Origin of the sequence: Cohnella thermotolerans DSM 17683 (assembly GCF_000429825.1) — a bacterium.
GTDB lineage: Bacteria > Bacillota > Bacilli > Paenibacillales > Paenibacillaceae > Cohnella > Cohnella thermotolerans.
The window spans coordinates 84,019-108,508 of record NZ_AUCP01000001.1 but is presented as its reverse complement, the minus strand read 5'-3'; the positions used below and the strand labels follow the sequence as shown (position 1 = coordinate 108,508).

The following is a 24,490-nucleotide window of genomic DNA, read 5'->3' as shown; positions in this document are numbered from 1 at the left end:
TGAAGCGATATTCGCCGATACATAGGGTAGGGAAACGGAAGGAACGGAGGCGACAACGATGAGCATGAACGTCGGGGCGATCATGAGAGCGCTGCTTGGCGACGGACAGCCTGCCGATTCCCGCGCGCTGGAGCTTAAGGTCGGCCAAATCGTCCGGGGCGTGCTGCTCGAAATGCTTGACGAGGGCGAGGCGGTCATCCAAATCAACGGGGTGCACGTGCGGGCCCGGCTGGACACGGAGCTTCCCGTCGGCAAGGGGACGCTGCTTCAGGTTCAGCAGCCGGCGGCCGGCGGGGAGATCGTGCTGAAGGCGCTGGCCGATCCGGCGGAGCTGCCTCCCGACGAGACGATGAAAGACGTCGTCAAATCGTTCGGGCTACCGGAGCAGAAATGGAGCTTCGAGCTGCTTCGCGGGCTGAAAAGGGACGGTTATCCGATCGACAAGATGACGGCGGCGTGGTTCAGGCAGGCGGCCGAGACGCTGCCGGCCGGCGCGGATCCGCAGGAGTGGATGAACGCGGCCGGCGTGGCGTTCCGGCGCGGGCTGGAGCCGACGGAGACGACGATCGCTTCGCTGCGTCAGACGTTGTACGGGCCTCCGGTCGGCGAGCGGCTCGATCAGTTGCAAGCACAGTTGACCGCGTATTTGGAGCGGCCGGGCGATTCGTCGGAGCAGACGAAAGCGCTGGCCGCCCGGGCGCTGCAGCTGCTTGCGCAAGGGAACGCCCTGCTCGCTCAGGGGGGCGAGCAGCTGTCCGCTCCGCCGCGCTCTGCGGTGCCGGCGGCGGGGCCGCAGCCGGCACCGCAGAGCGCCGGCGAAGGCTTGAAGCCGGCGGATGCGCGCATGGCGGCGGGACGAGACGAGTCGGCGGCTGCCGGCGAAGAGAGCCGGGCGCCGTTCGCGCCGGCCGGGAAGGATGCCGGCGTCTCCAGGCCGGCCGGCGCCTTAGCGGAGGCGGACATTCCCGGGAGCGACGGAGGCAAGTCCCGCTTGGGGGGGCCGGTGGGCGCACCTGGCGAACGGGGGGCGTATCCGGCGGGCGGCGTTGCAGCCGAGCCGGGCGCCGCGGCCGAAGCGCCGGCGCTTCGGCCGGGGGCGGACAGCCAAGCCTCGGCTCAGGCGAAGCCGTCGGCGTTGCCGCCGCAACCGACGCCGGAAGCGCCGGCGCCGCCGCCGGCCGCGCCGAACGCGGCGGGCGAACGCGCCTCCGCCGCGGGAGCCCGGGAAGCGGCGCCTTCGTCCGGCGCCGCTTCCCGGGAGGACGCCGCCGCCTTGAACACCGGCGGCACCGCCGCAGGCGCTGGCGCCGCGCCGCAGCGGCAGGAAGCGGCCTGGATCGGCCGCTTCCTGCAATGGCTCGGCGTGGAGCATGAGCGGCAGGCGATGCAGCTGCCGGGAGAGCCCGCCGCCCACGGCGGAAGAACGGCCGACGCCGGCGATGGCGTCGGCGCCGAATCCGCGCGGGCGGGGGATTCGCTGAAGGGCGCGCTGCTCGCCCTGGCGTCCAGCGACGATTTGCCGCCGGCGCTGCGCGAGGCCGCGCAAGGCATGGCCCAGCAAATTACGGGCCAGCAGCTGCTGCTCTCTTCGGAGCGGCAGAACATGGCGCTCATGAGCCATATGACGCTGTTCGTGCCGATGAAAGGGCCGAACGGCGATACGACGGCGACGATCCACGTGCAAACCCGTAGAGGCCGCAAGGGCGAATGGGACGCGGACAACTGCCGCCTGCTGTTCGACCTTCGGATGAGCCATTTGGGCGATACGGTCGTAGACGTCCATGTCGTCGACAAAGTCGTCTCCCTCAAGCTGCTGAACGACCGCCCCTGGGTGGCCGAATTGGTGGACGCAGCCAAGGACGAAGCGGTCTCGGGCTTGCGGGCCGCCGGGTATCAGCTGCTCTCGCTCAAGACGGCGCCTTTCCCGGCGCCTGCGAACGACGCGGAGACGGCCGGCGCCGCCTCAAGCGCCCCGACGGCCTCGCTCGGCCCGCTCGACCGGATCGGATCGGCCGCTGACGCGTACGCGGCCAAGCCGTACAAGGGGGTCGACTACCGGGCATGAATCCGAATTCGCGCGAATCCGCCGGGGATTCCGGCAGCGGCACGCTGCCGCGCAAGGCGGTAGCGCTCAAATACAATCCGGAGACCGCATCCGCGCCCGTCGTCGTGGCCAAAGGCAAAGGCCATCTCGCCGAAGAAATCGTCCGTCGAGCGCAAGAGAATGGCGTGCCGATCCAGGAGGACCCGTCGCTGGTCGAAGTGCTCTCCAAGCTCGACCTGGAGCAGGAGATTCCTCCGGAGCTGTATCGCCTCGTGGCGGAGGTACTCAGCTTTGTCTATCGCGCCGACCGAAGGGCCGGCCTGAGGAGGGACGATGCTCTGTTGTCCGGCAGGCCGGGTTTCTAACAGCGTTCGAACGAGTTGCGTGCGGGAATCCTTGCCGGAGGACCGATGGAAGGGACGGAGCGCGACTCTGTACGGCATGCTCAAGCGGATGTAAGGGCGTTGACGTCGGGGCGGCTCGCGCCGGCGGGTCGTCTTATGAAGGTAACGGGAACGAATGACTGGGGGAGGTTGCGAGATGAAAGGGCGATCGTCGCAGAGCCGCACCGCGAATTGGAATCGGCGCCGGGAGACGGGCAGGGCTGCGGAAGAGGCCGCAGCCCTGCATTTGCTCGACCTCGGCTATGCCATTCTCGAGCGCAATTGGCGCTGCCGCTCGGGCGAGATCGACCTGATCGCCCAGGACGGCGATGCGCTCGTTTTCGTCGAGGTGCGGTCGCGTCGCAACCCGTCCCGCTTCGGAACGGCGGTGGAAGCGGTCACTCCCCGCAAGACGGCCCAGGTTCGAAGCGTCGCCCAGGTGTATCTCGCCATGAAGCCGGTCCGAACGGGCCCCATCCGATGCGACGTCGTCGCCGTCACGTTCGACGGCCTCGGAGAGGTCGCCGAGCTGAAGCATCTGAAGGGAGCGTTCTAGCGCTCGAGCTTCGACGGAAGCGGTTAACGCCTGACGGAAGAACAATCGTGCGCGATTCGGGATGGCGAGGAAGATCAGCCAGGAGAACTTTGAAGCGGCTTCTCAATCAAGCAAATAGGCTTGAAAGCGCCCCGTCCGCCGCCTCTAACCCGTTACGTTCGTATCCAGACAACGGTAACGCACCGCTTCCGCGACATGCTCTTCCGTGATGCGGTCGCTGCCGGCGAGATCGGCGATCGTGCGCGACAGCTTGAGGATGCGGTCGTGGGCACGGAAGCTTAGCCCGAGGCTCGCATACGCGTTCGCCAGCAGCGCTTCGGCTTCCGGGGCCAGCTTCGCGTGCTGTGCGAGCAGCTTGCCGAACAATTCGCTGTTCCATCGGATTCCGCTGCCCCGGTAGCGGAATTGTTGGCGTTCACAGGCTTCCGCCACCAGCGCCCGGCCTTCGGCGGAAGACATGCCGCGCCCGGCGGCTCCCGGGGCCGCCTGCCGGGGCATCTCCGCCTGCAGGTCGATCCGGTCGGCGAGCGGTCCGGACATGCGGGCGCGATACCGCGCGACGGTAAGCGTAGAGCAGGTGCAGGGCCGTTCCGATCCCCAAAACCCGCACGGGCAAGGATTGGCGGAACCCGCCAGCATGAAATGGGCCGGGAAGCTCACGGCACCCCGCACGCGGCCGATCGTCACCTGCCGCTCCTCCAGCGGCTGCCGCAAAGCTTCGAGCGCCGCGCGCGGAAATTCCGGCATCTCGTCGAGGAACAGGACGCCGTGATGCGCCAGGGTCGCTTCGCCCGGCTTGGGCACGGAGCCGCCTCCGATGAGGCCGGCCGCCGATACCGAATGGTGCGGCGAGCGGAACGGCCGCTCCCGGATCAGACCTTGGCGCTCGCCCTGAAGCTTGCCGCTGACGCTGTAAATTTTCGTGACGGCGAGCGCTTCCTCGTCGTCCAGAGGGGGCAGCAGGGAGGGAAGGCGGCGGCAGAGCATCGTTTTGCCCGTGCCCGGAGGGCCGACGAACAGCACGTTGTGCATGCCGGCGGCCGCGATAAGAAGGGCGCGCTTGCCGTGATGCTGGCCGATGACGTCGCTTAAATCCGGTTCCGTACCGTTAAGGGCGAAGCCGGGGAATCCGCCCGATGTCCGGACCCCGTTTTCCTCCCGCGAGACATAAGCATCTTCCCCGCCTTGAATCCACTCCTGGAGCGACCCGATTCCGACAACCTGTATCCCTTCGATCAGCGAAGCTTCGGCGACGCAGGCTCGAGGCACCACCACCCGCTTAAGCCCTTCCTTGCGCGCCCGTTCGACCATCGGCAGAACGCCGGGAACGGGCTTCACTTCGCCGCTGAGCGACAGCTCTCCGACGAGCAGCGTTCCGTCCGGCGGCGGCTCCGGCAGCTGCCCGCTCGCTCCGAGAATGCCCGCGGCGATGGCGAGGTCGAACGCGGTGCCTTCCTTGCGCATGTCGGCGGGCGCGAGGTTGACCGTGATGCGGTCGAGCGGAAACTTCATGCCGCCGTTCTGAATGGCGGCTCGCACCCGTTCCACGGATTCCCGGACGGCCGGGTCCGGCAACCCGACGATCGCGATCTGGGGCAGCCCGGACGACAGGTTCACTTCCACCTCGATCAGCCGCCCCTCGACGCCGACGACGGTCGCTCCGAGCATTTTCACATACATAACAAAAAACACCCTCCTCCCGCAACGTGTCCGTTGGCGGCGAAAGGTGCTTCCTTCCCGCGCTTGTCCTTTGAGATAAGTTAAGTCTAATTCGCAAGGACGTTCGCTGTCAACATCGGCTTGTTCATTTCAGCATCGGCCGGCGATAAAATGGGAATTCCTAATATGGATTCCGCTCCATTCATTCTCATGTTGAGATGAAATCATTGCCGATTGGGACTAAAAATTTGATGAAAAAGAGAGGAAGACGCGTTCAAAAGGTGATACAATAGGAAAGGTTTAGGTACATGGACATGTACTGAGAATTTTGCGATGCGTGCAAACGGGAGGATGCTAGGCCATGAATATTCATGAGTATCAAGGCAAGGCAGTCTTGAGACAGTACGGCGTCTCCGTGCCGAACGGCAAAGTCGCGTTTACCGTGGACGAGGCCGTCAAAGCGGCGGAGGAGCTCGGTACGCCTGTCGTCGTCGTCAAAGCGCAGATTCATGCGGGCGGACGCGGCAAGGCCGGCGGAGTCAAGGTAGCCAAAGGTCTGGACGAAGTGAGAAAATATGCCGAAGAGCTTCTCGGCAAAGTGCTCGTCACCCACCAGACGGGTCCGGAAGGCAAAGAAGTGAAGCGCCTGCTCATCGAAGAAGGCTGCGACATTAAGAAAGAATATTACATCGGCCTCGTCGTCGACCGCGGCACCGGCCGCGTCGTTCTGATGGGTTCGGAAGAAGGCGGCACAGAGATCGAGGAAGTGGCGGCCCGCACCCCGGAGAAGATCGTCAAGGAAGTGATCGATCCGGCGGTCGGCCTGACGACGTTCCAAGCTCGCCGCTTGGCTTACGCCATCAACATCCCGAACGAGCTGATCAACAAAGCGATCAAGTTCATGCTGTCGCTGTACGCGGCATTCGTGGACAAGGACTGCTCCATCGCCGAGATCAACCCGCTCGTCGTCACCGGCGGCGGCGACATTATCGCGCTCGACGCGAAGCTGAACTTCGACTCCAACGCGCTGTTCCGCCACAAGGACATCGTGGAGCTCCGCGACCTGGACGAAGAAGACGAGAAGGAAATTCAAGCTTCCAAATACGATCTGTCTTACATCGCGCTGGACGGCAACATCGGCTGTATGGTCAACGGCGCCGGTCTGGCGATGGCGACGATGGACATTATCAAATATTACGGCGGCGAGCCCGCGAACTTCCTCGACGTAGGCGGCGGCGCCACGAAAGAGAAAGTAACCGAAGCGTTCAAGATCATCCTTAGCGACAAGAACGTCAAGGGGATTTTCGTCAACATTTTCGGCGGGATCATGAAGTGCGACATCATCGCCGAAGGCGTTGTGGCGGCCGCTCGCGAGCTCGGTCTCGACAAACCGCTCGTCGTGCGCCTGGAAGGCACGAACGTGAAATTGGGCAAAGAAATTTTGAACGGATCCGGCCTCAATATCGTGGCGGCCGATTCGATGTCCGACGGCGCGCAAAAAATCGTGTCGCTCGTGAAATGACAAGGGAGAACGAACCGGGGAGTGTGAAATCATGAGTATTCTGATCGATAAAAACACCAAGGTGATCACCCAAGGCATTACGGGCGCGACGGGATCTTTCCACGCCAAGGGTGCTCTTGAATACGGCACGCAAATGGTCGGCGGCGTCACGCCGGGCAAGGGCGGCCAAACGATCGATTTCGACCTGGAAAACGGCACGAGGGTTACGCTGCCGATTTTCAACACGGTCAAAGAAGCGGTTGCGGCGACGGGCGCTACGGCTTCCGTCATTTATGTCGCGCCTCCGTTCGCGGCCGACTCGATCATGGAAGCGGTAGACGCCGAGCTTGACCTTGTCATCTGTATCACGGAAGGCATTCCGGTGCTCGACATGGTCAAGGTGAAGCGGTACATGGAAGGCAAGAAAACCCGCCTGATCGGACCGAACTGCCCGGGCGTCATTACGCCGGAAGAGATCAAAATCGGCATTATGCCGGGCTATATTCACAAGAAAGGCCACGTCGGCGTCGTTTCGCGTTCCGGTACGCTGACGTACGAAGCCGTTCACCAGCTGACGACGCGCGGCATCGGCCAATCGTCCGCGGTCGGCATCGGCGGCGACCCGGTCAAAGGCTCCGAGTTCATCGACATTCTGCGCCTGTTCAACGAAGACCCGGATACTTACGCGGTCATCATGATCGGCGAGATCGGCGGCACGGCGGAAGAGGAAGCGGCCGAGTGGATCAAGGCGAACATGACGAAGCCGGTCGTCGGCTTCATCGGCGGCGCCACCGCGCCTCCCGGCAAGCGCATGGGCCATGCCGGCGCCATCATCTCCGGCGGCAAGGGAACGGCGGCCGAGAAGATCGCCAAGCTCGAAGAGTGCGGCATCCGCGTCGCTCCGACGCCGTCCGACATGGGTTCGACGCTCGTCAGCGTGCTTGAAGAGCGCGGTTTGCTGGAGAAGTGCAAAAGCTGATCGAACGGGTGTATAATAAACCCGTTGCATAACGGATAGGCAAGCAGCCTTCCGCACTCCCTCGGGGGAGCGTGGCGGGCTGCTTTTTTGCGTTATTGGCCGATGGAGGGGGCAGCAAGCGGAAAAAACCGTCTTGTCGAGCGCATGGCGGGGGGCAAGAGGAAAGCGACATGATAAGCGGCAATGCCATCTTATATTCTTATATCTATGGAAGGAGAAGATCGGGATGACGGATGCATTGAGCTTGACCGAAGCGATGATTGCGATGCACGAGACGGAGGGCGTCGGTTGGAAAACGATCGATCGCATCGTGCGCGGGGGAGGCGTCGAAGGGGCGCAGAACCGCCGCGAGGCGGATTGGCGGGAATTCGGCCTTTATCCGAAGCAGGCGGCGAAGCTCGTGGAGCGGCTGCGCCCCGAGGCCGTCGACATCGCGAGGCGGAAGCGGGCCCGCGCCGGCATGTCCGCCGTCACCGCCCTCGAGCCGGACTACCCCCGGCTGCTGCTGGAAATCGCCGATCCGCCTTGGGTGCTCTACTATATCGGCCGCCTGGAGCTGGCGAACCGGCTCGCCGTGGCCGTCGTAGGCACCCGGATGGCCACGGCGTACGGGCGCCGCGTCGCCGAAGACATCGCCGCCGCCTGCGCGCGCAGCGGCCTGACGGTCGTCAGCGGCCTGGCCAAAGGCATCGACGCCGCCGCGCATTCCGGCGCGCTCCCGCACCCCGCGGGCACCGTCGCCGTGCTGGCCACGCCCGCGGACACTCCCTACCCGTACGAGAACAGGGCGCTCTATCGGGATATTGCCAGACGCGGCCTGATCCTGTCCGAGACGCCGCAGGGAACCCCCTTGCATCCCGGCCAGTTCCCGCTGCGCAACCGCATTATCGCCGGGCTTACGATCGGAACTGTCGTCGTGGAAGCGGCCCAGCGCAGCGGAGCGATGATTACGGCGGATTTGGCGCTCAAGATGAACCGGGAAGTATTCGTCGTGCCCGGACCGATCACGTCGCCGCGCAGTCAAGGCCCGTTAAGCCTGCTTCGAACGGGGGCGAAGCCGGTCATGGAGGTCGAAGACATTCTGAAGGAATTTCCGTACCTGTTCCCGAATGAAGCTGGGCATCGGGCGGCGGAGCTGGCCGTCCAAGCCCAGGCGAGAGAGCTCGCCAGCGGCGAGCGCAAGCTGTACGATCTGCTGGCGGAACGGCCCCGAACGGTCGACGAGTTGGCGGAGGAAGGCGCTTTGGAAGTCGGTGAGCTGCACGCCGCGTTGCTCTCGCTTCAAATTAAGCGGATCGTTGAGCAAAGACCGGGAGCCGTATACGCCGTTATCGGAGTGCTCTGAGGCAGAAAAACCGCGCCCCCAACGGCTGCGAGACTCCTCGGCCCCTTTTTTAATAACCGATAACCAAGAGCTGCCGGCTTGTCCGCGGCTCTTTTCGCATCTTTCCTGGACCGGCATCATCCAAGCTGCGAACGCCATTTTGCCCGCAAATTTGACCTCAGCCTATGCAATAGGATACGATGTTTGCTGAGAATAGGAAAAACGACCTCCGGCGTCCTTCGCCGGCGTCAGGTTGCGAAGCGTGGACAGAATGCTTATGCTTACAAATAAAGCGCAACATTCACCAGCAATCCGGATTTGTATATACTGTCCTTTGACCGGCCGCGATTTGTCCGACAGCCGGCCTGCCGTCAAGGACCCGTCGACCGTAGGAGAGGAGGAATGGACGTGGCGGATTCGCTCGTTATTGTAGAGTCGCCGGCCAAGGCGAAGACCATAGGTAAATATCTGGGCAGCAAATTTATTGTCAAAGCGTCCATGGGCCACATACGCGATTTGCCGAAGAGCCAGATCGGTGTGGAGATCCAGAACGATTTTCAACCCAAATACATTACGATTCGCGGCAAAGGCAACGTACTTAAGGATTTGAAAGAAGCCAGCAAAAAGGTGAAAAAAGTGTACCTCGCGGCCGACCCCGACCGGGAGGGCGAAGCGATCGCCTGGCATTTGGCGCATTACCTCGAGATCGACCAGCAGGACGCTTGCCGCGTCGTTTTCAACGAAATTACGAAGCAGGCGGTCAAGGACGCCTTCAAGGCGCCCCGGCCGATCAATATGGACCTCGTCAATGCCCAGCAGGCGCGGCGCGTGCTGGACCGGCTCGTCGGCTACAAGATCAGCCCGCTGCTGTGGAAAAAAGTAAAGAAAGGTCTGAGCGCAGGCCGCGTGCAATCGGTCGCCGTCAAACTGATCATCGACCGGGAGAACGAGATCAAGGCGTTCGTTCCCGAAGAATATTGGAGCATCACGGCGCATTTGCTGAAGGACGGCACGGCTTTCGAAGCGAAGTTCCACTCGCTCGGCGACGACAAGAAGGAGCTGCGCAGCGAAGCGGACGTGAAGGAAGTGCTTGCGCAGATCGAAGGCAAGCCGTTCGTCGTCGGCGAGGTCAAGGAGAAGGAGCGCCAGCGCAACCCTTCGCCGCCGTTCATCACGAGCTCGCTGCAGCAGGAAGCCGCGCGCAAGCTGAACTTCCGCGCCTCCAAGACGATGCAGATCGCGCAGCAGCTCTATGAAGGCGTCGATCTCGGCAAGGAAGGCACGGTCGGTCTCATTACGTACATGAGAACCGATTCGACGCGCGTCTCTCCGGTCGCTCAAGAGGAAGCCCAGGGCTACATCGTCAGCAAGTACGGCGCGAACTACTACCCCGAGACGCCGCGCGTATACCTCAAGAAGAACGCGAACGCCCAGGACGCGCACGAAGCGATCCGTCCGACTTCCGTCCTGCGGGAGCCGGACGAGGTGAAGCCGTACCTGTCGCGCGACCAGCACCGGCTTTACAAGCTCATATGGGAGCGGTTCGTGGCGAGCCAGATGGCTTCGGCCGTCCTGGATACGATGACGGTCGATCTGGTGAACGGGCCGGCGACGTTCCGCGCGAACGGCTCCAAGCTCAAATTCCCGGGATTCATGAAGGTGTACGTGGAGAGCAACGACGACGGCACGACCGAGGAAGACCGGCTGCTGCCGCCGCTCGCGCAGGGCGACAAGGTGGAGACCGGCTCGCTCGATCCGAAGCAGCACTTTACGCAGCCGCCGCCGCGCTACACCGAAGCCCGCCTCGTCCGTACGCTCGAGGAGCTCGGCATCGGACGCCCGAGCACGTACGCGCCGACGCTGGAGACGATCCAGAAGCGGAACTACGTCGCCATCGAGGATAAGAAGTTTTTCCCGACGGAGCTCGGCGAACTGGTCATCCAGCTGATGGAGGAGTTTTTCCCGGAAATTCTCGACGTCGAATTCACTGCGAACATGGAAGACGATCTCGACCATGTGGAGGAAGGCAAGGAGAATTGGGTCGACGTCATCGGCGACTTCTACAAATCGTTCGAGAAGCGGCTGGAAGTCGCGGAGGACGAGATGAAGGAAGTCGAGATCAAAGACGAGCCGTCCGACGAGATTTGCGAGAAATGCGGCAACCCGATGGTTTACAAAATGGGCCGCTTCGGCAAGTTTCTCGCCTGCTCCGGCTTCCCCGAGTGCCGCAATACGAAGCCGATCGTCAAGGCGACGGGCGTGACGTGCCCGAAATGCGGCAAAGGGCATGTCGTCGAGCGGCGCAGCAAGAAGGGGCGCCTGTTCTACGGCTGCGACCGTTACCCCGATTGCGACTACGTCTCCTGGGACAAACCGGTCGCCAAGCCTTGCCCGGAATGCGGCGGCCTGATGGTCGAGAAGCGCGCGCGGGGCGACGTCAAATGGAATTGCACCCAGTGCGGCCATAGCGAGAACGCTCCGGAGACGGAAGAAGCGGCCGAGTAAACCGCAGGATTCATGCATTGCAGGAGGTTATACCGTTGAGTCAATATCGTCCCGTGACGGTCGTCGGCGCCGGTCTGGCGGGCAGCGAAGCTGCCTGGCAGATCGCGTCGCAAGGCGTTCCCGTCACTTTATACGAGATGCGCCCCGTGCGCCGCACGCCCGCGCATCATACCGACCGCTTCGCCGAATTGGTGTGCAGCAACAGCTTGCGCGCGAACGGCCTGACCAACGCGGTCGGCGTGCTGAAGGAGGAGATGCGGCGGTTCGGATCGCTCATTCTGTCCGCGGCGGACCGCCATGCCGTTCCGGCCGGCGGCGCCCTTGCGGTCGACCGGGAGGGCTTCTCCGGCGAAGTGACGTCCAGGCTGCGCGAGCATCCGCTCGTCACCGTCGTGAGCGAAGAGGTGACGCGCATTCCCGAAGACGGCATCGTCGTCGTCGCGACCGGGCCGCTGACGTCTCCGGAGCTGTCGGACCATATCCGCGAGCTGCTGGGCGAGGAATACTTCTACTTCTTCGATGCGGCCGCTCCGATCGTAGAGAAAGATTCGATCGATATGGAAAAGGTTTTCCTCGCTTCCCGCTACGACAAGGGCGAAGCGGCTTATCTGAACTGCCCGATGACCGAGGAGCAGTTCGAGGCTTTCTACGAGGCGCTGACGACCGCCGAGACGGCGGAAGTCAAAGACTTCGAGAAGCATATGGTGTTCGAAGGCTGCATGCCGATCGAGGTCATGGCCAGCCGGGGCAAGCAGACGATGCTGTTCGGCCCGCTGAAGCCGGTCGGGCTGGTCGATCCCCGCACGGGCAAGCAGCCTTATGCCGTCGTCCAGCTTCGCCAGGACAACGCGGCGGGCACGCTTTACAATTTGGTCGGCTTCCAGACCCATCTGAAATGGGGCGAGCAGAAGCGGGTGTTCTCGCTCATCCCGGGGCTCGAGAACGCGGAATTCGTCCGCTACGGCGTCATGCACCGCAACACGTTCATCAATTCGCCGAAGCTGCTGCGCCCCACGTACCAATTCCGCGGGCGGGACACGCTCTTTTTCGCGGGGCAGATGACCGGCGTCGAAGGCTATGTCGAATCGGCCGCTTCGGGCCTGATCGCCGGCTTCAACGCGGGCCGGCTGGCCAGAGGGCTCGAGCCGCTCGTCTTGCCGCCGCAGACGTCGCTCGGCAGCATGGCCGAATATATTACGACGGCGGATTTCCGCCATTTTCAGCCGATGAACGCGAATTTCGGACTTTTTCCTCCGCTTGACCGCAAGGTGCGCAGCAAGAAGGACAAGAACGAGCAAATCGCGGCCCGCGCCTTGGAAGCCATTGAACGTTTCCGATCGCAGACGTCGGATCGAACCGACATTCCGACACAGTGAAGCAGCGGCAGCCGAACCAGCGCCCGCTGCTTCGCCGCGTTTGAAGTTGCCGGAACCATGAAGGAGGTAGAGTTAATGGAGATGAGTTTTCACGCCACGACGATTTGCGCAGTGCGTCACAAAGGCAAAGGCGCGATCGCGGGAGACGGGCAAGTCACGTTCGGGGGCAGCATGGTCATGAAGCATACGGCGAAGAAAGTCCGCAGGCTTTACCGCGGCCAGGTGCTCGCGGGCTTCGCGGGCTCGGTCGCCGACGCGATCACGCTGTTCGAGAAGTTCGAGGGGAAGCTTGAAGAGCATCACGGCAACCTGCAGCGCGCGGCGGTCGAGCTGGCCAAGGATTGGCGCTCCGACCGCGTGCTGCGGCGTCTCGAGGCGATGATGATCGTCCTCGACAAGACGGGCATGCTTCTGCTGTCCGGCAACGGGGAAGTGATCGAGCCGGACGACGGCATTCTGGCGATCGGCTCGGGCGGCAGCTTCGCCATGGCGGCGGCCCGCGCGATGCAGCGCCACGCGCCCGAGCTGGAAGCGAAGGACATCGCGAGGAACGCTCTGCAGATCGCGTCGGAAATTTGCGTCTATACGAACGACAACCTCGTCGTGGAAGAAATTTAACGATTGGGAAGCGGAGGGAATCTTATGAACGATCAACTGACGCCCCGCCAGATCGTCGCGGAGCTGGACAAATACATTGTCGGGCAGAAGCAGGCCAAGCGCTCGGTCGCCGTCGCGCTTCGCAACCGTTACCGCCGCAGCCGCCTGCCGGAAGCGGTCCGGGACGAGATCGTGCCGAAGAACATTCTGATGATCGGGCCGACCGGCGTCGGGAAGACGGAGATCGCCAGACGCCTCGCGAAGCTCGTGCAGGCTCCCTTTGTCAAAGTGGAAGCGACCAAATTCACCGAAGTCGGCTACGTCGGGCGCGACGTCGAATCGATGGTGCGCGACCTGGTGGAGACGGCCATCCGCATGGTGAAGGAAGAGCGGATGGAGAAGGTGAAGGACAAGGCGGAGCAAGCCGCCAACGAGCGTTTGGCCGCGCTGCTCGTCCCCTCTCCTTCCAAACCGAAGAACCAGCGCAATCCGCTCGAGATGCTGTTCGGCGGCGGCCAGGGCGTCCCGTCCGACGAGCCGGAGCCCGTCGATCCCGCGCTTCAAAGCAAGCGTGCGGACGTGAAGGCGAAACTGGCGGCGGGTCTCCTGGAGAACGAGATCGTGGAGGTCGAAGTGGAAGACGCGGCTCCGTCGATGCTCGATCTGTTCGCGGGCTCCGGCCAGGAGCAGATGGGGCAGAGCATGCAGGAGATGTTCAGCCAGTTTCTGCCCAAGCGGCGCAAGAAGCGCAAGCTGACGGTCAAGGAAGCGCGCAAGGTGCTGACCTTGGAGGAAGCGAACAAGCTGATCGACATGGACGACGTCGTCGCCGAATCCGTGCGGAGGGCCGAGCAATCGGGCATCATTTTTATCGACGAGATCGACAAAATCGCCAGCAACGGCCGCGGACAAGGGCCCGACGTCTCCCGTGAAGGGGTTCAGCGGGACATCCTGCCGATCGTCGAAGGGTCGACCGTCGTGACCAAATACGGGCCCGTCAAGACGGATTACGTGCTGTTCATCGCGGCCGGGGCGTTCCACGTCGCCAAACCGTCCGATCTCATTCCGGAGCTTCAGGGACGCTTTCCGATTCGCGTGGAGCTGTCGAGCCTCACGGACGAGGACTTCATCCGCATCTTGACCGAGCCCGAGAACGCGCTGACGAAGCAATATGCGGCGCTGCTGCAAACGGAAGGCATCGAGGTCACGTTCACGGACGAAGCGATCGCGGAGCTGGCCCGGATGGCGCAGGAAGTGAACCGCAACACCGAGAACATCGGCGCACGCCGCCTGCATACGCTGCTCGAGAAGCTGCTCGAGGATTTGAGCTTCGAAGCGCCGGAGCTGCAGATCGAGCAGATGTCCATCACGCCCGAATACGTCCGGGACAAATTGTCGTCCATTGCCAGCAATCGCGATTTGAGCCAATACATTTTGTAGCATCACGGCTTGTCGTCAAGTAGGAGGAAATTGAATCATGACGTTGCTCGAGAAAATCAGATCTTTAAATACGCTGCTGCAATCGGCGGCCGGCAAGCCGCTGAATTTCCGGGAGATGGCGGAGGCGCTGCGCGAGACGCTTGCGGGCGGCGTGTTCGTCGTCAGCCGCCGCGGCAAAATTTTGGGGGCGGCCCCTTCACCGAATTTCCCGGAAGTTTGGCTGCGCCAAAACCCGGCCGACGAACTGCGATTCCCGCCGGAGACGAACGAACAGCTGCTCGGCATCGCGCAAACCGCGTCGAACGTGGAGCCGTCGGACGTTCTGTCTCCGGTGGAAGCGGCTTTTGCGAACCAGACGGTCACCGTCGTGCCGATTATCGGCGGCGGCGATCGGCTTGGGACTATAGTCTTGGCCAGAGAGAATCAAAATTTTGGCGACGACGACCTTATTTTGGCGGAATACGGGTCCACGATCATCGGAATGGAAATTCTTAGGGAGAGGGCGGAAGAGCGCGAATTGGAAGCCCGGAGCAAGGCGGTCGTGAGCATCGCCGTCAATTCGCTCTCCTTCAGCGAACTGGAAGCCGTAGACCATATTTTCGAAGAATTGGAAGGGAAGGAGGGGCTGCTCGTCGCCTCCAAAATCGCCGACAGAGCCGGCATTACAAGGTCGGTCATCGTTAACGCCCTCCGCAAGCTGGAGAGCGCTGGCGTGATCGACACCCGTTCGCTCGGCATGAAAGGAACATACATTCGCATCCTCAATTCTCAGCTTCTGCAGGAATTGGAATCTCGCAAAAATTGAACAGATTTTCCCCTCAATTGGAATAAAAGTCCTGTCTTGTTCACAAGATTAGGGCTTTTTTCTTATTGTCACTTTTCCATCTGTCAGAGATGATTGTTCTTAGAAAATTTTAATCTCGTCAAAAATCGACGTTTCTTTCACAAATCGGAGAAAGATTTTGTCGAACGAGGCAGGAAAATGATGGCTGTCTGTTGAATTCTTCGTTGTTGCGCCATGTCGGTCGCGAATTCTTTGAAGCATAAGGAGGCGGTAAATAATGGATTTGTTGAGCGGAGCTTCGTTCCAGAGGCTCGAAGGCGCGATTAAGGCCGCTTCGCTGAGACAGCAAGTTCTGGCCAACAACATCGCCAATGACGACACGCCTAATTTCAAACGATCGGACGTCGTGTTCGAGGAACTTTTGGCCCAGGCCATGGGGGGCGGCACTCCGTCGGGAGCCCTGGCGGGCATTAGGACGGACGAGCGGCATATCCCGATCGGCGGTTCCGCCGGAACAGTGCCTTCTGCCCAAGTGGTGACCGAGGAAAGCACGCAGATCAACAATAACAAGAACAACGTCGACATCGACAAAGAGATGTCGCTTCTGGCGGAGAACCAGCTAAGCTACAACTTCTACGCCCAGCAAATCAATCACGACATCAAGATGATGCAAATCGCGATCAAGGGCCAGTAACGATCGCCATTGAACAGGAGGTTTCGAAATGAGGCTGGAGGGGTTCAATATCAGCGCTTCTGCGTTGACTGCGCAGCGCCTCAGAATGGACGTCATCTCGTCCAATATCGCCAACGCCGAGACAACCCGCGCATCCTACGTCAACGGGGAATTCGTGCCGTACCGCCGGAAGATGGTCGTCGTGGAGCCGATCAAAGCCAATTTTGCAGATATGCTTAACGGCAAGCTGGATGCGCTGAGCTCGCAAGGCGTCCAGGTGACGGCCATTCAGGAGGACAGCACGCCGTTCAAGCAGGTTTACGATCCTACGCATCCGGACGCGGACGCGAACGGCATGGTGAGCATGCCGAACGTCGATATTCTCAAGGAGATGGTCGACATGATCTCGGCGACGCGTTCCTACGAAGCGAACGTTACCGCACTGAACGCGAGCAAGGCGCTGTTCGCCAAGTCGCTGGAGATCGGCCGAAGCTAAGCGATCATAAGGACTTACCCCATTTTAGGAGGGCTCAAACATGATTCAGAATCATTTGATGTCCGTCGTAAGTCCGGCCACAACCGGGCTCTCTACCGCGACGAAGGCGGCGACTCCCGCGGAAGCGACGGAAAGCTTCGCTTCATTTCTGAAGAGCGCGCTGGACAGCGTAGCCTCCCAGGAACAGAACGTACATACCTTGAACGACCAATTTCTTATCGGCGAAGCGGACGTCAACGACGTCATGATCGCGTCTTCCAAAGCCGAACTTAGCCTGGAGCTAACCTCACAGATCCGCAACAAGGTGATCGAAGCCTATCAGGAAATTATGCGGATGTCCGTTTAATCGCAGCCAAACAACGCAGCAAAGACGCAAGTGAGGTGAAATCGTGAGCGCGAAGTTGGCCCGAATTTGGGAGAAGCTGCTGGGCTTCTGGAACCAATACAGCAAAACCCAGAAATGGGTGCTGGCGTCGACGGCGGCGCTGTTGATTCTGGCAATCGTCATCTTGACTTATTTGTTTACCCGGACCGAGTACGAGCTCGCGTTTCAGGATTTGGACAGCAGCGATACCCAGGCCATCATGGAGTATTTGGACGGCAGCGGCATTCCTTATAAGCTCGGGAACGGAGGCACGAGCATCTCGGTGCCGAAGGCGGATGCCGACAAAGTCAGGGTCGCGGTCGGCTCGCAAGGGCTCATCCAGAACGGCTCGCTCGGCTTCGCCGAACTGAGCAAAAACTCATCCTCCATCGGGACGACCGACCAGGAGTTTCAAGTCAAATACCGCAATGCGCTGAACGGAGAGGTGCAGCAGCTGCTGCTCGGGATGCAAGGCATCCAGAGGGCGAAGGTGCTTGTCAACCTGCCGGAAGAGAGCGTGTTTCTGAACGACGAAAACAAGGAGCACGCTTCGGCATCCATTCAATTGACGTTCAAGCCGGGCTTCCGGCCGAAGCAGGAGGAGATTGACAGCTATTTCAATCTCGTCAAGACGGCGGTGCCGAACCTGAGCGTCGACGACATTACAATTACGAGCCAGTCCGGAGAGCTGACGCCTTCGGCCGCAATCGGCGGCAGCGGCGGTATCAGCGGAACGGTGCTCGATCAGCAATTCGAGATTCAGCGCAAGTTCGAGAACGACATCAAGACCAAAACGGAGCAATTTCTCGCCCAAATGGTCGGCATGGACAACGTCGTCGTCAGCGTCGTGTCCTCGCTCAATTTCGACCAGAAGACGCAGCAGGAGCAAATCGTCAAGCCGCTGGACAACAACGACAACAAGGGCGCCATCGTCAGCCAGCAGGACACGTCGGAGTCTTACACCGGCACGGACAGCTCGGCCGGAGGCGTCGCGGGCACCGGCCAGACGGACGTCGCGAATTATCCGGGAGCCAGCGGAACGAGCGGCACCTCGTCGGAGAAGACGTCGTCCACGGTCAACTACGAGAACAGCCACGTCACGACGAACACGACGTTCGCCCCTTACCAAGTGAAGGATTTGGCGATCAGCGTGGCGGTGGATTCCGCGGTGATGACGCCGCAGATCCAGCAGGCCATTCAGCAGAAGCTGATCAACGACGTGCGCACGCTCTTGGCCAACTCCGGCCAGAACTTGCCCGATGCCCAAATCGCCAATCGCGTATCCGTCATCTCGCAATCGTTCGCGAGCCCCACGGCTAGCTCCGGAGGCGCGACAACGTCCGCCTACTGGTGGGCCGGCATCGGCGCGCTCGCCTTGGCGCTGCTCGGAGGCGGCGGCTATGCGGTGTACCGCCGGCGCAAGAAAGCGCAGGAGGCGGAAGCCGTCGTCGAGGACGTTCCGCGCGTGGAGGTTCCGACGATCGATATCGACAGCGTTTCGAGCGAGAACCAGGTGCGCAAGCAGTTGGAAGGCTTGGCCAAGCGCAAACCGGAAGAGTTCGTCAACTTGCTTCGGACTTGGCTTGTGGATGAATAGAGGTGGCGTTCATGGCGAAAGCGGGTCAATACCAGTTAAGCGGCAGACAAAAGGCGGCTATTCTGCTCATTACGCTGGGTCCCGACGTATCGGCCCAGGTATTCAAGCATTTGCGCGACGAAGAGATCGAACAGTTGACGCTGGAGATCGCGAACGTCCGCAAAGTGGATAGCGCCGAGAAAGAAACGATTCTGGCCGAGTTTCATCAAATCTGCTTGGCCCAGGAATATATCTCTCAAGGCGGGATCACGTACGCCAAGGAAATATTGGAGAAGGCGCTCGGCTCGCAGAAAGCTTCGGACATTCTTCACCGCCTGACGGCGACGCTGCAGGTGCGTCCGTTCGACTTCGCGCGCAAGGCGGAGCCGACGCAAATTCTCAACTTTATCCAGAACGAGAACCCGCAGACGATCGCGCTCGTCCTGTCCTATTTGATGCCCGAGCAATCGTCGGCGGTGCTGTCTTCGCTTCCGCAGGACAAGCAGGCGGACGTGGCGCGAAGAATTGCGCTGATGGACAGCACTTCTCCGGACGTCATCGCCCAGGTCGAGCGGGTGCTCGAGCAGAAGCTGTCGGCGACGGTGACGCAGGATTATACGAACGCGGGCGGCATCGAAGCGATCGTGCAAATTTTGAACGGCGTCGACCGGGGAACGGAGCGCACCATTCTCGATTCGCTCGAGATCCAGGACCCCGAGCTGGCGGAAGAGATCAAGAAGCGCATGTTCGTCTTCGAAGACATCGTCAATCTGGACAACCGTTCGATTCAGCGAATTATTCGCGACATCGAGAACGCCGACCTGCAGCTCGCGCTCAAGGTGGCCAGCGAGGAAGTCCGGGAAGCGATCTTCCGCAACATGTCCAAGCGGATGGCCGAGACGTTCAAGGAAGAGATGGAATACATGGGGCCGGTGCGTCTTCGCGACGTCGAAGAGGCGCAAACCCGCATCGTAGCGACGATCCGCAGGCTGGAAGAAGCGGGAGAGATCATTATCGCCCGCGGCGGAGGAGACGATATCATTGTCTAATCTCATCAAATCTTCCCATGTCATCTCGCTCGAAGATTTGAAGCGGATCGAACAGCTTCGGCTGGCGACGCGGCCGCAAATAATTTCGAATTCCGCCGGCGAAGGCGGAGGAGATTTATCGATTGATGTCGAAACTCAATCGATGAAGGAACGAATTCTCCAAGACGCGCAGCAAGCGGCCGAGCAATTGATTCGCGAAGCGCGCGAGAGTGCCGATCGCATTCGCGCCCAGGCGGCCGAAGAAGCGCAGGAATGGTGGCAAAGCCGCCGCCAGGAAGACGAGCAAGTGACGGAAGCGGCGCGGCAGCTCGGCTACGAAGAAGGCTTCCGGCAAGGCAGCGAACAGGCGGAGCGGCAATTGCGGGCGCAATGGGAGCAGGATCTGCGCGAAGCCGCTCAAATCGTGCGTCAGGCGTACGCCGCCAAAGAAAGCATTATCGCGGAAGCGGAGCTGTTCCTCGTCGATCTGAGCTGCAAAATCGCCGAGAAGGTGATTGCGCGCAAGATCGAAGAGACGCCCGAGCTGACGATCGAGATGATCGCCAGGGCGCTGGCCCGCCGCAAGGAGCAGGGCGTCATCACGCTCTGCGTCGCCCCTTCCCAGTTCGCGTTCGTGCGGGCGTCCAGGGACGAGCTGGCGACGGCGATCGATGCGCAGGCGAAGCTCGAGATCGTGCCGGACCCGACGGTCGCGGAAGGCGGCTGCGTCGTCCGTTCCTCCTTCGGAAGCGTCGACGCCCGCATCGATACGCAGCTTGCGGCCATTCGCCAGGAGCTGCTGCGAATCGCAGCCCACTCCGCCGAAACGAGGGATGCCGATGTCCCGGGGAATTGACGTCGCCAAATACGAGGAGGCGCTGCTCCAGCTCGATCCGTTCCGCGTGAACGGGAAGGTCACCCAGATTATCGGCCTGACGGTCGAATCCGAAGGTCCCGACGCCGGCATCGGCGACGTGTGCGCCATTCACCCGCTCAAGGGAGGCGAGCCGATTCTGGCCGAAGTCGTCGGCTTCCGCGACAACCGGGTGCTCCTGATGCCGCTGGGCGATCTGCACGCGGTCGGTCCCGGCTGCGACGTCGTCTCGACGGGACGTCCCTTGACGGTGCAGGTCGGTTCGGAGCTGCTGGGCAAAGTGCTCGACGGACTCGGCCGTCCGCTCGACGGATCGCGGCTGCCGCCGCACTTGCCCCATTATTCGACGCACAACACGCCGGACAATCCGCTGCTTCGGCCCCGCGTGCGGGAGCCGCTCGGAACGGGCGTCCGCTGCATCGACGGCTTGCTGACCGTCGGCCAAGGCCAGCGGATGGGCATCTTCGCCGGCTCGGGCGTCGGGAAGAGCACCTTGCTCGGCATGGTCGCGCGCAACACGACGGCCGACGTCAACGTTATCGCGCTCATCGGCGAGCGCGGGCGCGAAGTGCTCGAATTCATCGAACGGGACCTCGGGCCGGAAGGGCTGGCCCGATCGGTCGTCGTCGTCGCGACGTCCGACCAGCCCGCCCTCATCCGCATCAAGGGCGCGCTCATCGCGACGACGATCGCGGAATATTTTCGCGACCGCGGCCTGAACGTCATGCTGATGATGGATTCCGTCACCCGGTACGCGATGGCCATGCGCGAAGTCGGGCTCGCCATCGGCGAACCGCCGGCGACGCGGGGCTATACGCCTTCGGTGTTCGCCGCCTTGCCGAAGCTGCTCGAGCGGGCGGGAACGAGTGCCGCCGGGACGATTACCGCGTTCTATACCGTGCTCGTCGACGGGGACGACATGAACGAGCCGATCGCCGACGCGGTGAGGGGAATTCTGGACGGCCACATCGTGCTCAGCCGTCAGCTTGCGCACAAGGGCCATTTTCCCGCGATCGACGTGCTCGCCAGCGTCAGCCGCGTCATGAAGGACATCGTGCCCGAAGATCAGCAGGAGGCCGCGGAGCAGTTGAAGAGACTCCTCTCTATTTATAGAGATTCGGAAGACCTGATCAATATAGGGGCGTACCAGAGAGGTTCGAATCCGGAAATCGATAAATCGATCCAGTTTATCCAGTCGATTAACGATTTTACGCGGCAGAAGACGACGGAGAAAGCGACGCTGAAGGAGACGCAGGAGCGCCTGATTATCGATTTCTATAAGAGGTGAGGTCGAAAGGCATGAATTTCCGGTATCCGTTGCAAAAAATCGTCGATCTCAAGGGCAGCGAAAAGTCGATGGCGGAGTGGGAATACGCCTCGGCGCTGGGCCGGCTGAAAGCGGAAGAGGAGCGTCTCGAAGAGCTTCGCCTGCGCAAGGAAGAGACGGAGCGGCAGCTGGCCGAACAATCGCTTCGGCCGACGCCACTGAACGAAATTTTAAGGTTGCAGCAGTTCATCGAGTGGCTCGACCGGCAGGTGAAGAACCAGCTTGCGGAAGTACGCAAGGCGGAAGATCAGATCGTCCAGCGCAGGCAGCGCCTCGCCGACAAGATGGTCGACGAGAAGGTGTGGCTGAACGCCAAGGATAAAGCCCGCGAGCGGTTCCGCACCGAATGGCTCGCCCGCGAGCAGAACGAGCTGGACGAGATGGCGGTCATGAGAGCTGCATCCGCGCGTGCATAGTACATAAACACTACATAGAAACTTGTCGAAACCGAACGATCGACGCAGAGAGGGAGGGGATTTCGTGTCGAGCGCAAACGTAGAGAAGAGCGGATATTCCGGCTTCGAGCGGTTCCTCTTTTTCCTGACGCCCGTCTTGTTTACCGCGGTTTTGCTCGGCGTGCTGCTGCTGCTTTTCAACTCGGAATGGAGGCATTCGGCGCTTGAGATCGGCAACAAGATCCCGCTGTTGAACACGATTTTGCCGGATCCGGAGCCGCCTGCGGATACGGCCGCGAATACGGACGAATTGACCGTCAGCAACGCGAGGAGGAAAGTTGACGAACTGAACGCGCAGCTCCTGAACCGGCAGACGGCTCTGGAGCAAGAGAAGGCCAAAACGGCGGAGCAGACGAAGACGATCGAGGATTTGAAGAAGCAGATCGACTCCCTGAACGCGCAAATTCGGGACAAGACGATCTCGGCGGAGCAATACGACGCCAAAATCAAATCGCTCGCGGGTATGTATGCGAAAATGACGCCGGGCAAAGCAGCCCCGATCTTCGAGAAGATGACCGTGGAAGAAGCCGCTCTCGTGCTGGGCGCGATGTCGGATACCGAGCGGGGGCGCATTCTGGAGAAGATGACGCCGAAGGTCGCGGCGGACGTCACGCTGCGGCTGAAGGACGCCGACACCGTGCAGGATCAGCAAATCGCCGCGCTGCAAGCCCGCGTCAAGGAGCTGGAGAAAGAGGCGAACGCCGGCTCGTCGACGCTGGACATCGCGGCGCTCAAGACGACGTTCGCTTCCATGCAGCCCAAAAACGCGGCGACGCTGTTGCTGCAAATGGCGGCGTCAAACCAGACGAAGGCGCTCCGCATTCTCGGCGCGCTGGACGACTCGTCGCGTTCGAAGGTGCTCGCGGCGATGTCGGACGAAGACAGCAAGACGACGGCTTCACTCGTCAGCAAGCTAATGCCGGCCAATCCGTAAGCGGGACAGGCTGCGACCCGCGAAAGGAGGTGAGAACATGAACACGATCATGTCTACGGCTTCGCTCGGGATGACGAATCCGGCCGCAGCTCAAGGGGCGGGAACGTCGTCCGCGGCCCAGCAGGGAAGCGGCGGATTCGCCGGCGCTCTCGTTCAAGCGCTCGGAGGCGGAGCCGGGGCTTCGCAAGCGAATGCGGGGCTGCAGGCGTTGCCGGTCAACTTGGCCGGATGGTTCGGCCAGCTGGGGCAGCTCGGACTTGCGTCGCAAACCGGGCAGAGCGAGGCGGCGTCCGGACAAGCGGGCGAGACCGACTGGATGGCTTTGGTGGGCGCATTGCTGCAGACGCTGCAGCCGGGAGCGGACGACCAAACGGGCGCTTCCGAAGACGCGGCGAACGATCCGCTCACGGGTTTGCTCGCAGCCTTGCAAACGCTGCTGCAGCAGGCGCAGCCGAAGACGGACGAGCCGGCGCCTGCCGACGATGCGGCGGCTAACGCCCAAGCAGGCGAAGGCTCCGCGGCCGTTCTGGCGATGCTGCAACAGCTGGCGCTGATACAGCTTCCGTCGGCCATCGGTTCGGTTGACGGGGACCTGACGGCAAGCGATACGCTGACGACGAGCGGAGTAAACGGCTCTTCGTCCGCATGGACCTTCCTTCTGCCGGCGCTGCTCGAGACGGTGCAGCAAGCGGCGAATGCGGCGGCCGCCAATCCGGACGAAACGGCCAATCCGGCGGCACAGTTGCTTGAGCAGTTCAAGCAGGCGCTTGCGTCCGCATCGGGCGGCGAGGCGGCGGTTGATGCCGTTCAGCCGGCAGAGTCGCTCAAGGCCACCGTCCAACCGCTTCCGCTCTCCGAGTCGGTTCAGCGCCAGCAGCCGTCAGCGGCGGCATCCGCCATGCCGGCGGAAACGCGCAAAGCCGTCTCCGCGTTCAAGGAACCGGTCGTCTTGTGGAATTGGATCGGCCATGCTTCCGCAAGCGAAGCGCATTCGGACTCGCCGGTCGTCGCATCCGTCGGGGAGACCCATCAGGCAGGAGACGACGGCGCAGCGGCTTCCGGCTGGACGTTAATCGGGCAAGACGCAGCGAAGCAAGCGAACGCCGAAACCGGCAAGCCGGCGCTTCCGGCGCAGGTTCCCGTCCGGCAGTTCGCGCAGGAGATCGGCAATTACGCCGTGAAGCAATTCGTGCTGACCGGCGGCAACGGCGTGGCCGAAGCCCGGCTGTCGCTGCATCCGGAGCATCTCGGTCAAGTGGACGTCCGCATCGCCATGCAGGACGGGCAAATGACGGCACAGTTCGTCACGCACTCCGGCACGGCCAAGGAACTGCTGGAGAATCAAATGAGCTTGCTGCGCACCGCCTTGCAAAGCCAGGGCATCCAGGTCGACCGCATGGAAGTCGTGCAGCAGCCTTCGGGGCTTACGGATCAAACCGCCGCCTTCCAAGGCCAGGAGCAGCGGCAGTCCGATTCCGGCCGCGGCGGCAAGGAGCCATCCGGCCGCAGTCGGGGCGGAGAGTACGAGGATCCGGTCGATTTCGAGGCCGAGATGGAGCGGTCTTCCGCCATGCGGGCAGCCGGCTACGGCAGCTCGATTAACGTAACCGCCTAA

The 24,490-nt window shown here is 61.8% G+C and carries 22 protein-coding genes; 21 read left to right on the top strand and 1 reads right to left on the bottom strand.

Going from position 1 to position 24,490, the window contains the following annotated elements:
• Nucleotides 1–58: 58 nt before the first annotated feature.
• The 3 genes from G485_RS0100505 (at nucleotide 59) to G485_RS0100495 (ending at nucleotide 2,983) form a co-directional block, all read left to right on the top strand.
• Nucleotides 59–2,065, top strand: a complete 2,007-nt coding sequence (locus G485_RS0100505; RefSeq protein WP_027090889.1) for a hypothetical protein — start codon at nucleotides 59–61, stop codon at nucleotides 2,063–2,065.
• Entirely contained in the window at nucleotides 2,062–2,409 is a 348-nt protein-coding gene (locus tag G485_RS0100500) for an EscU/YscU/HrcU family type III secretion system export apparatus switch protein (protein ID WP_051317921.1), read from the top strand. Before G485_RS0100505 ends, G485_RS0100500 begins: the two co-directional genes overlap by 4 nt.
• Before the next feature lie 175 nt (nucleotides 2,410–2,584).
• Nucleotides 2,585–2,983 (top strand): YraN family protein, encoded by a 399-nt coding sequence (locus tag G485_RS0100495; protein ID WP_027090887.1) that lies wholly within the window; start codon nucleotides 2,585–2,587, stop codon nucleotides 2,981–2,983.
• 144 nt (nucleotides 2,984–3,127) lie between these two features.
• On the opposite strand, the gene G485_RS0100490 is transcribed toward G485_RS0100495, so the two are convergent.
• Nucleotides 3,128–4,663, bottom strand: a complete 1,536-nt coding sequence (locus tag G485_RS0100490; RefSeq protein ID WP_027090886.1) for a YifB family Mg chelatase-like AAA ATPase — start codon at nucleotides 4,661–4,663, stop codon at nucleotides 3,128–3,130.
• Between the two features lie 340 nt (nucleotides 4,664–5,003).
• Here G485_RS0100490 and sucC point away from each other — a divergent pair, with 340 nt between their 5' ends.
• The 18 genes from sucC (at nucleotide 5,004) to G485_RS0100400 (ending at nucleotide 24,490) form a co-directional block, all read left to right on the top strand.
• Nucleotides 5,004–6,164, top strand: a complete 1,161-nt coding sequence (gene sucC, locus G485_RS0100485) for an ADP-forming succinate--CoA ligase subunit beta (RefSeq protein ID WP_027090885.1) — start codon at nucleotides 5,004–5,006, stop codon at nucleotides 6,162–6,164.
• Nucleotides 6,165–6,195: 31 nt separating this feature from the next.
• Nucleotides 6,196–7,122 (top strand): succinate--CoA ligase subunit alpha, encoded by a 927-nt coding sequence (gene sucD, locus G485_RS0100480; protein ID WP_027090884.1) that lies wholly within the window; start codon nucleotides 6,196–6,198, stop codon nucleotides 7,120–7,122.
• A gap of 226 nt (nucleotides 7,123–7,348) precedes the next feature.
• Nucleotides 7,349–8,467: a DNA-processing protein DprA gene (gene dprA, locus G485_RS0100475; RefSeq protein WP_051317920.1), complete on the top strand. Its 1,119-nt coding sequence runs from the start codon at nucleotides 7,349–7,351 to the stop codon at nucleotides 8,465–8,467.
• Nucleotides 8,468–8,854: 387 nt separating this feature from the next.
• Nucleotides 8,855–10,951, top strand: coding sequence for a type I DNA topoisomerase (topA, locus tag G485_RS0100470; RefSeq protein WP_027090882.1), 2,097 nt, complete (start codon nucleotides 8,855–8,857; stop codon nucleotides 10,949–10,951).
• 35 nt (nucleotides 10,952–10,986) lie between these two features.
• Nucleotides 10,987–12,327: an FADH(2)-oxidizing methylenetetrahydrofolate--tRNA-(uracil(54)-C(5))-methyltransferase TrmFO gene (trmFO, locus tag G485_RS0100465; protein ID WP_027090881.1), complete on the top strand. Its 1,341-nt coding sequence runs from the start codon at nucleotides 10,987–10,989 to the stop codon at nucleotides 12,325–12,327.
• Nucleotides 12,328–12,402: 75 nt separating this feature from the next.
• Nucleotides 12,403–12,945: an ATP-dependent protease subunit HslV gene (gene hslV / locus G485_RS0100460; protein ID WP_027090880.1), complete on the top strand. Its 543-nt coding sequence runs from the start codon at nucleotides 12,403–12,405 to the stop codon at nucleotides 12,943–12,945.
• Nucleotides 12,946–12,969: 24 nt separating this feature from the next.
• The gene (gene hslU, locus G485_RS0100455) at nucleotides 12,970–14,364 is read left to right on the top strand and encodes an ATP-dependent protease ATPase subunit HslU (RefSeq protein ID WP_035154291.1); all 1,395 of its coding nucleotides are present in this window, start codon (nucleotides 12,970–12,972) and stop codon (nucleotides 14,362–14,364) included.
• A 37-nt stretch (nucleotides 14,365–14,401) separates the two neighbouring features.
• Entirely contained in the window at nucleotides 14,402–15,169 is a 768-nt protein-coding gene (codY, locus tag G485_RS0100450; protein ID WP_027090878.1) for a GTP-sensing pleiotropic transcriptional regulator CodY, read from the top strand.
• A gap of 256 nt (nucleotides 15,170–15,425) precedes the next feature.
• Entirely contained in the window at nucleotides 15,426–15,842 is a 417-nt protein-coding gene (flgB, locus tag G485_RS0100445; protein WP_027090877.1) for a flagellar basal body rod protein FlgB, read from the top strand.
• Nucleotides 15,843–15,870: 28 nt separating this feature from the next.
• A complete protein-coding gene (gene flgC / locus G485_RS0100440; protein ID WP_027090876.1) occupies nucleotides 15,871–16,317 on the top strand; it encodes a flagellar basal body rod protein FlgC in 447 nt (148 codons plus the stop codon).
• A gap of 40 nt (nucleotides 16,318–16,357) precedes the next feature.
• Entirely contained in the window at nucleotides 16,358–16,663 is a 306-nt protein-coding gene (gene fliE, locus G485_RS0100435; protein WP_027090875.1) for a flagellar hook-basal body complex protein FliE, read from the top strand.
• 43 nt (nucleotides 16,664–16,706) lie between these two features.
• A complete protein-coding gene (gene fliF / locus G485_RS0100430) occupies nucleotides 16,707–18,278 on the top strand; it encodes a flagellar basal-body MS-ring/collar protein FliF (protein WP_027090874.1) in 1,572 nt (523 codons plus the stop codon).
• Between the two features lie 11 nt (nucleotides 18,279–18,289).
• The gene (gene fliG, locus G485_RS0100425; protein ID WP_027090873.1) at nucleotides 18,290–19,306 is read left to right on the top strand and encodes a flagellar motor switch protein FliG; all 1,017 of its coding nucleotides are present in this window, start codon (nucleotides 18,290–18,292) and stop codon (nucleotides 19,304–19,306) included.
• Nucleotides 19,299–20,141, top strand: coding sequence for a flagellar assembly protein FliH (gene fliH / locus G485_RS0100420; protein WP_027090872.1), 843 nt, complete (start codon nucleotides 19,299–19,301; stop codon nucleotides 20,139–20,141). The genes fliG and fliH overlap by 8 nt, the downstream gene beginning before the upstream one ends.
• On the top strand, nucleotides 20,125–21,447 hold the full coding sequence (gene fliI, locus G485_RS0100415; RefSeq protein ID WP_027090871.1) for a flagellar protein export ATPase FliI: 1,323 nt from the start codon (nucleotides 20,125–20,127) through the stop codon (nucleotides 21,445–21,447). The genes fliH and fliI overlap by 17 nt, the downstream gene beginning before the upstream one ends.
• 11 nt (nucleotides 21,448–21,458) lie before the next feature.
• Complete coding sequence (gene fliJ / locus G485_RS0100410; RefSeq protein ID WP_027090870.1) at nucleotides 21,459–21,902, top strand: flagellar export protein FliJ; 444 nt, start codon at nucleotides 21,459–21,461, stop codon at nucleotides 21,900–21,902.
• A gap of 64 nt (nucleotides 21,903–21,966) precedes the next feature.
• Nucleotides 21,967–22,875 (top strand): MotE family protein, encoded by a 909-nt coding sequence (locus G485_RS0100405; protein ID WP_027090869.1) that lies wholly within the window; start codon nucleotides 21,967–21,969, stop codon nucleotides 22,873–22,875.
• A gap of 37 nt (nucleotides 22,876–22,912) precedes the next feature.
• Entirely contained in the window at nucleotides 22,913–24,490 is a 1,578-nt protein-coding gene (locus G485_RS0100400; protein ID WP_027090868.1) for a flagellar hook-length control protein FliK, read from the top strand.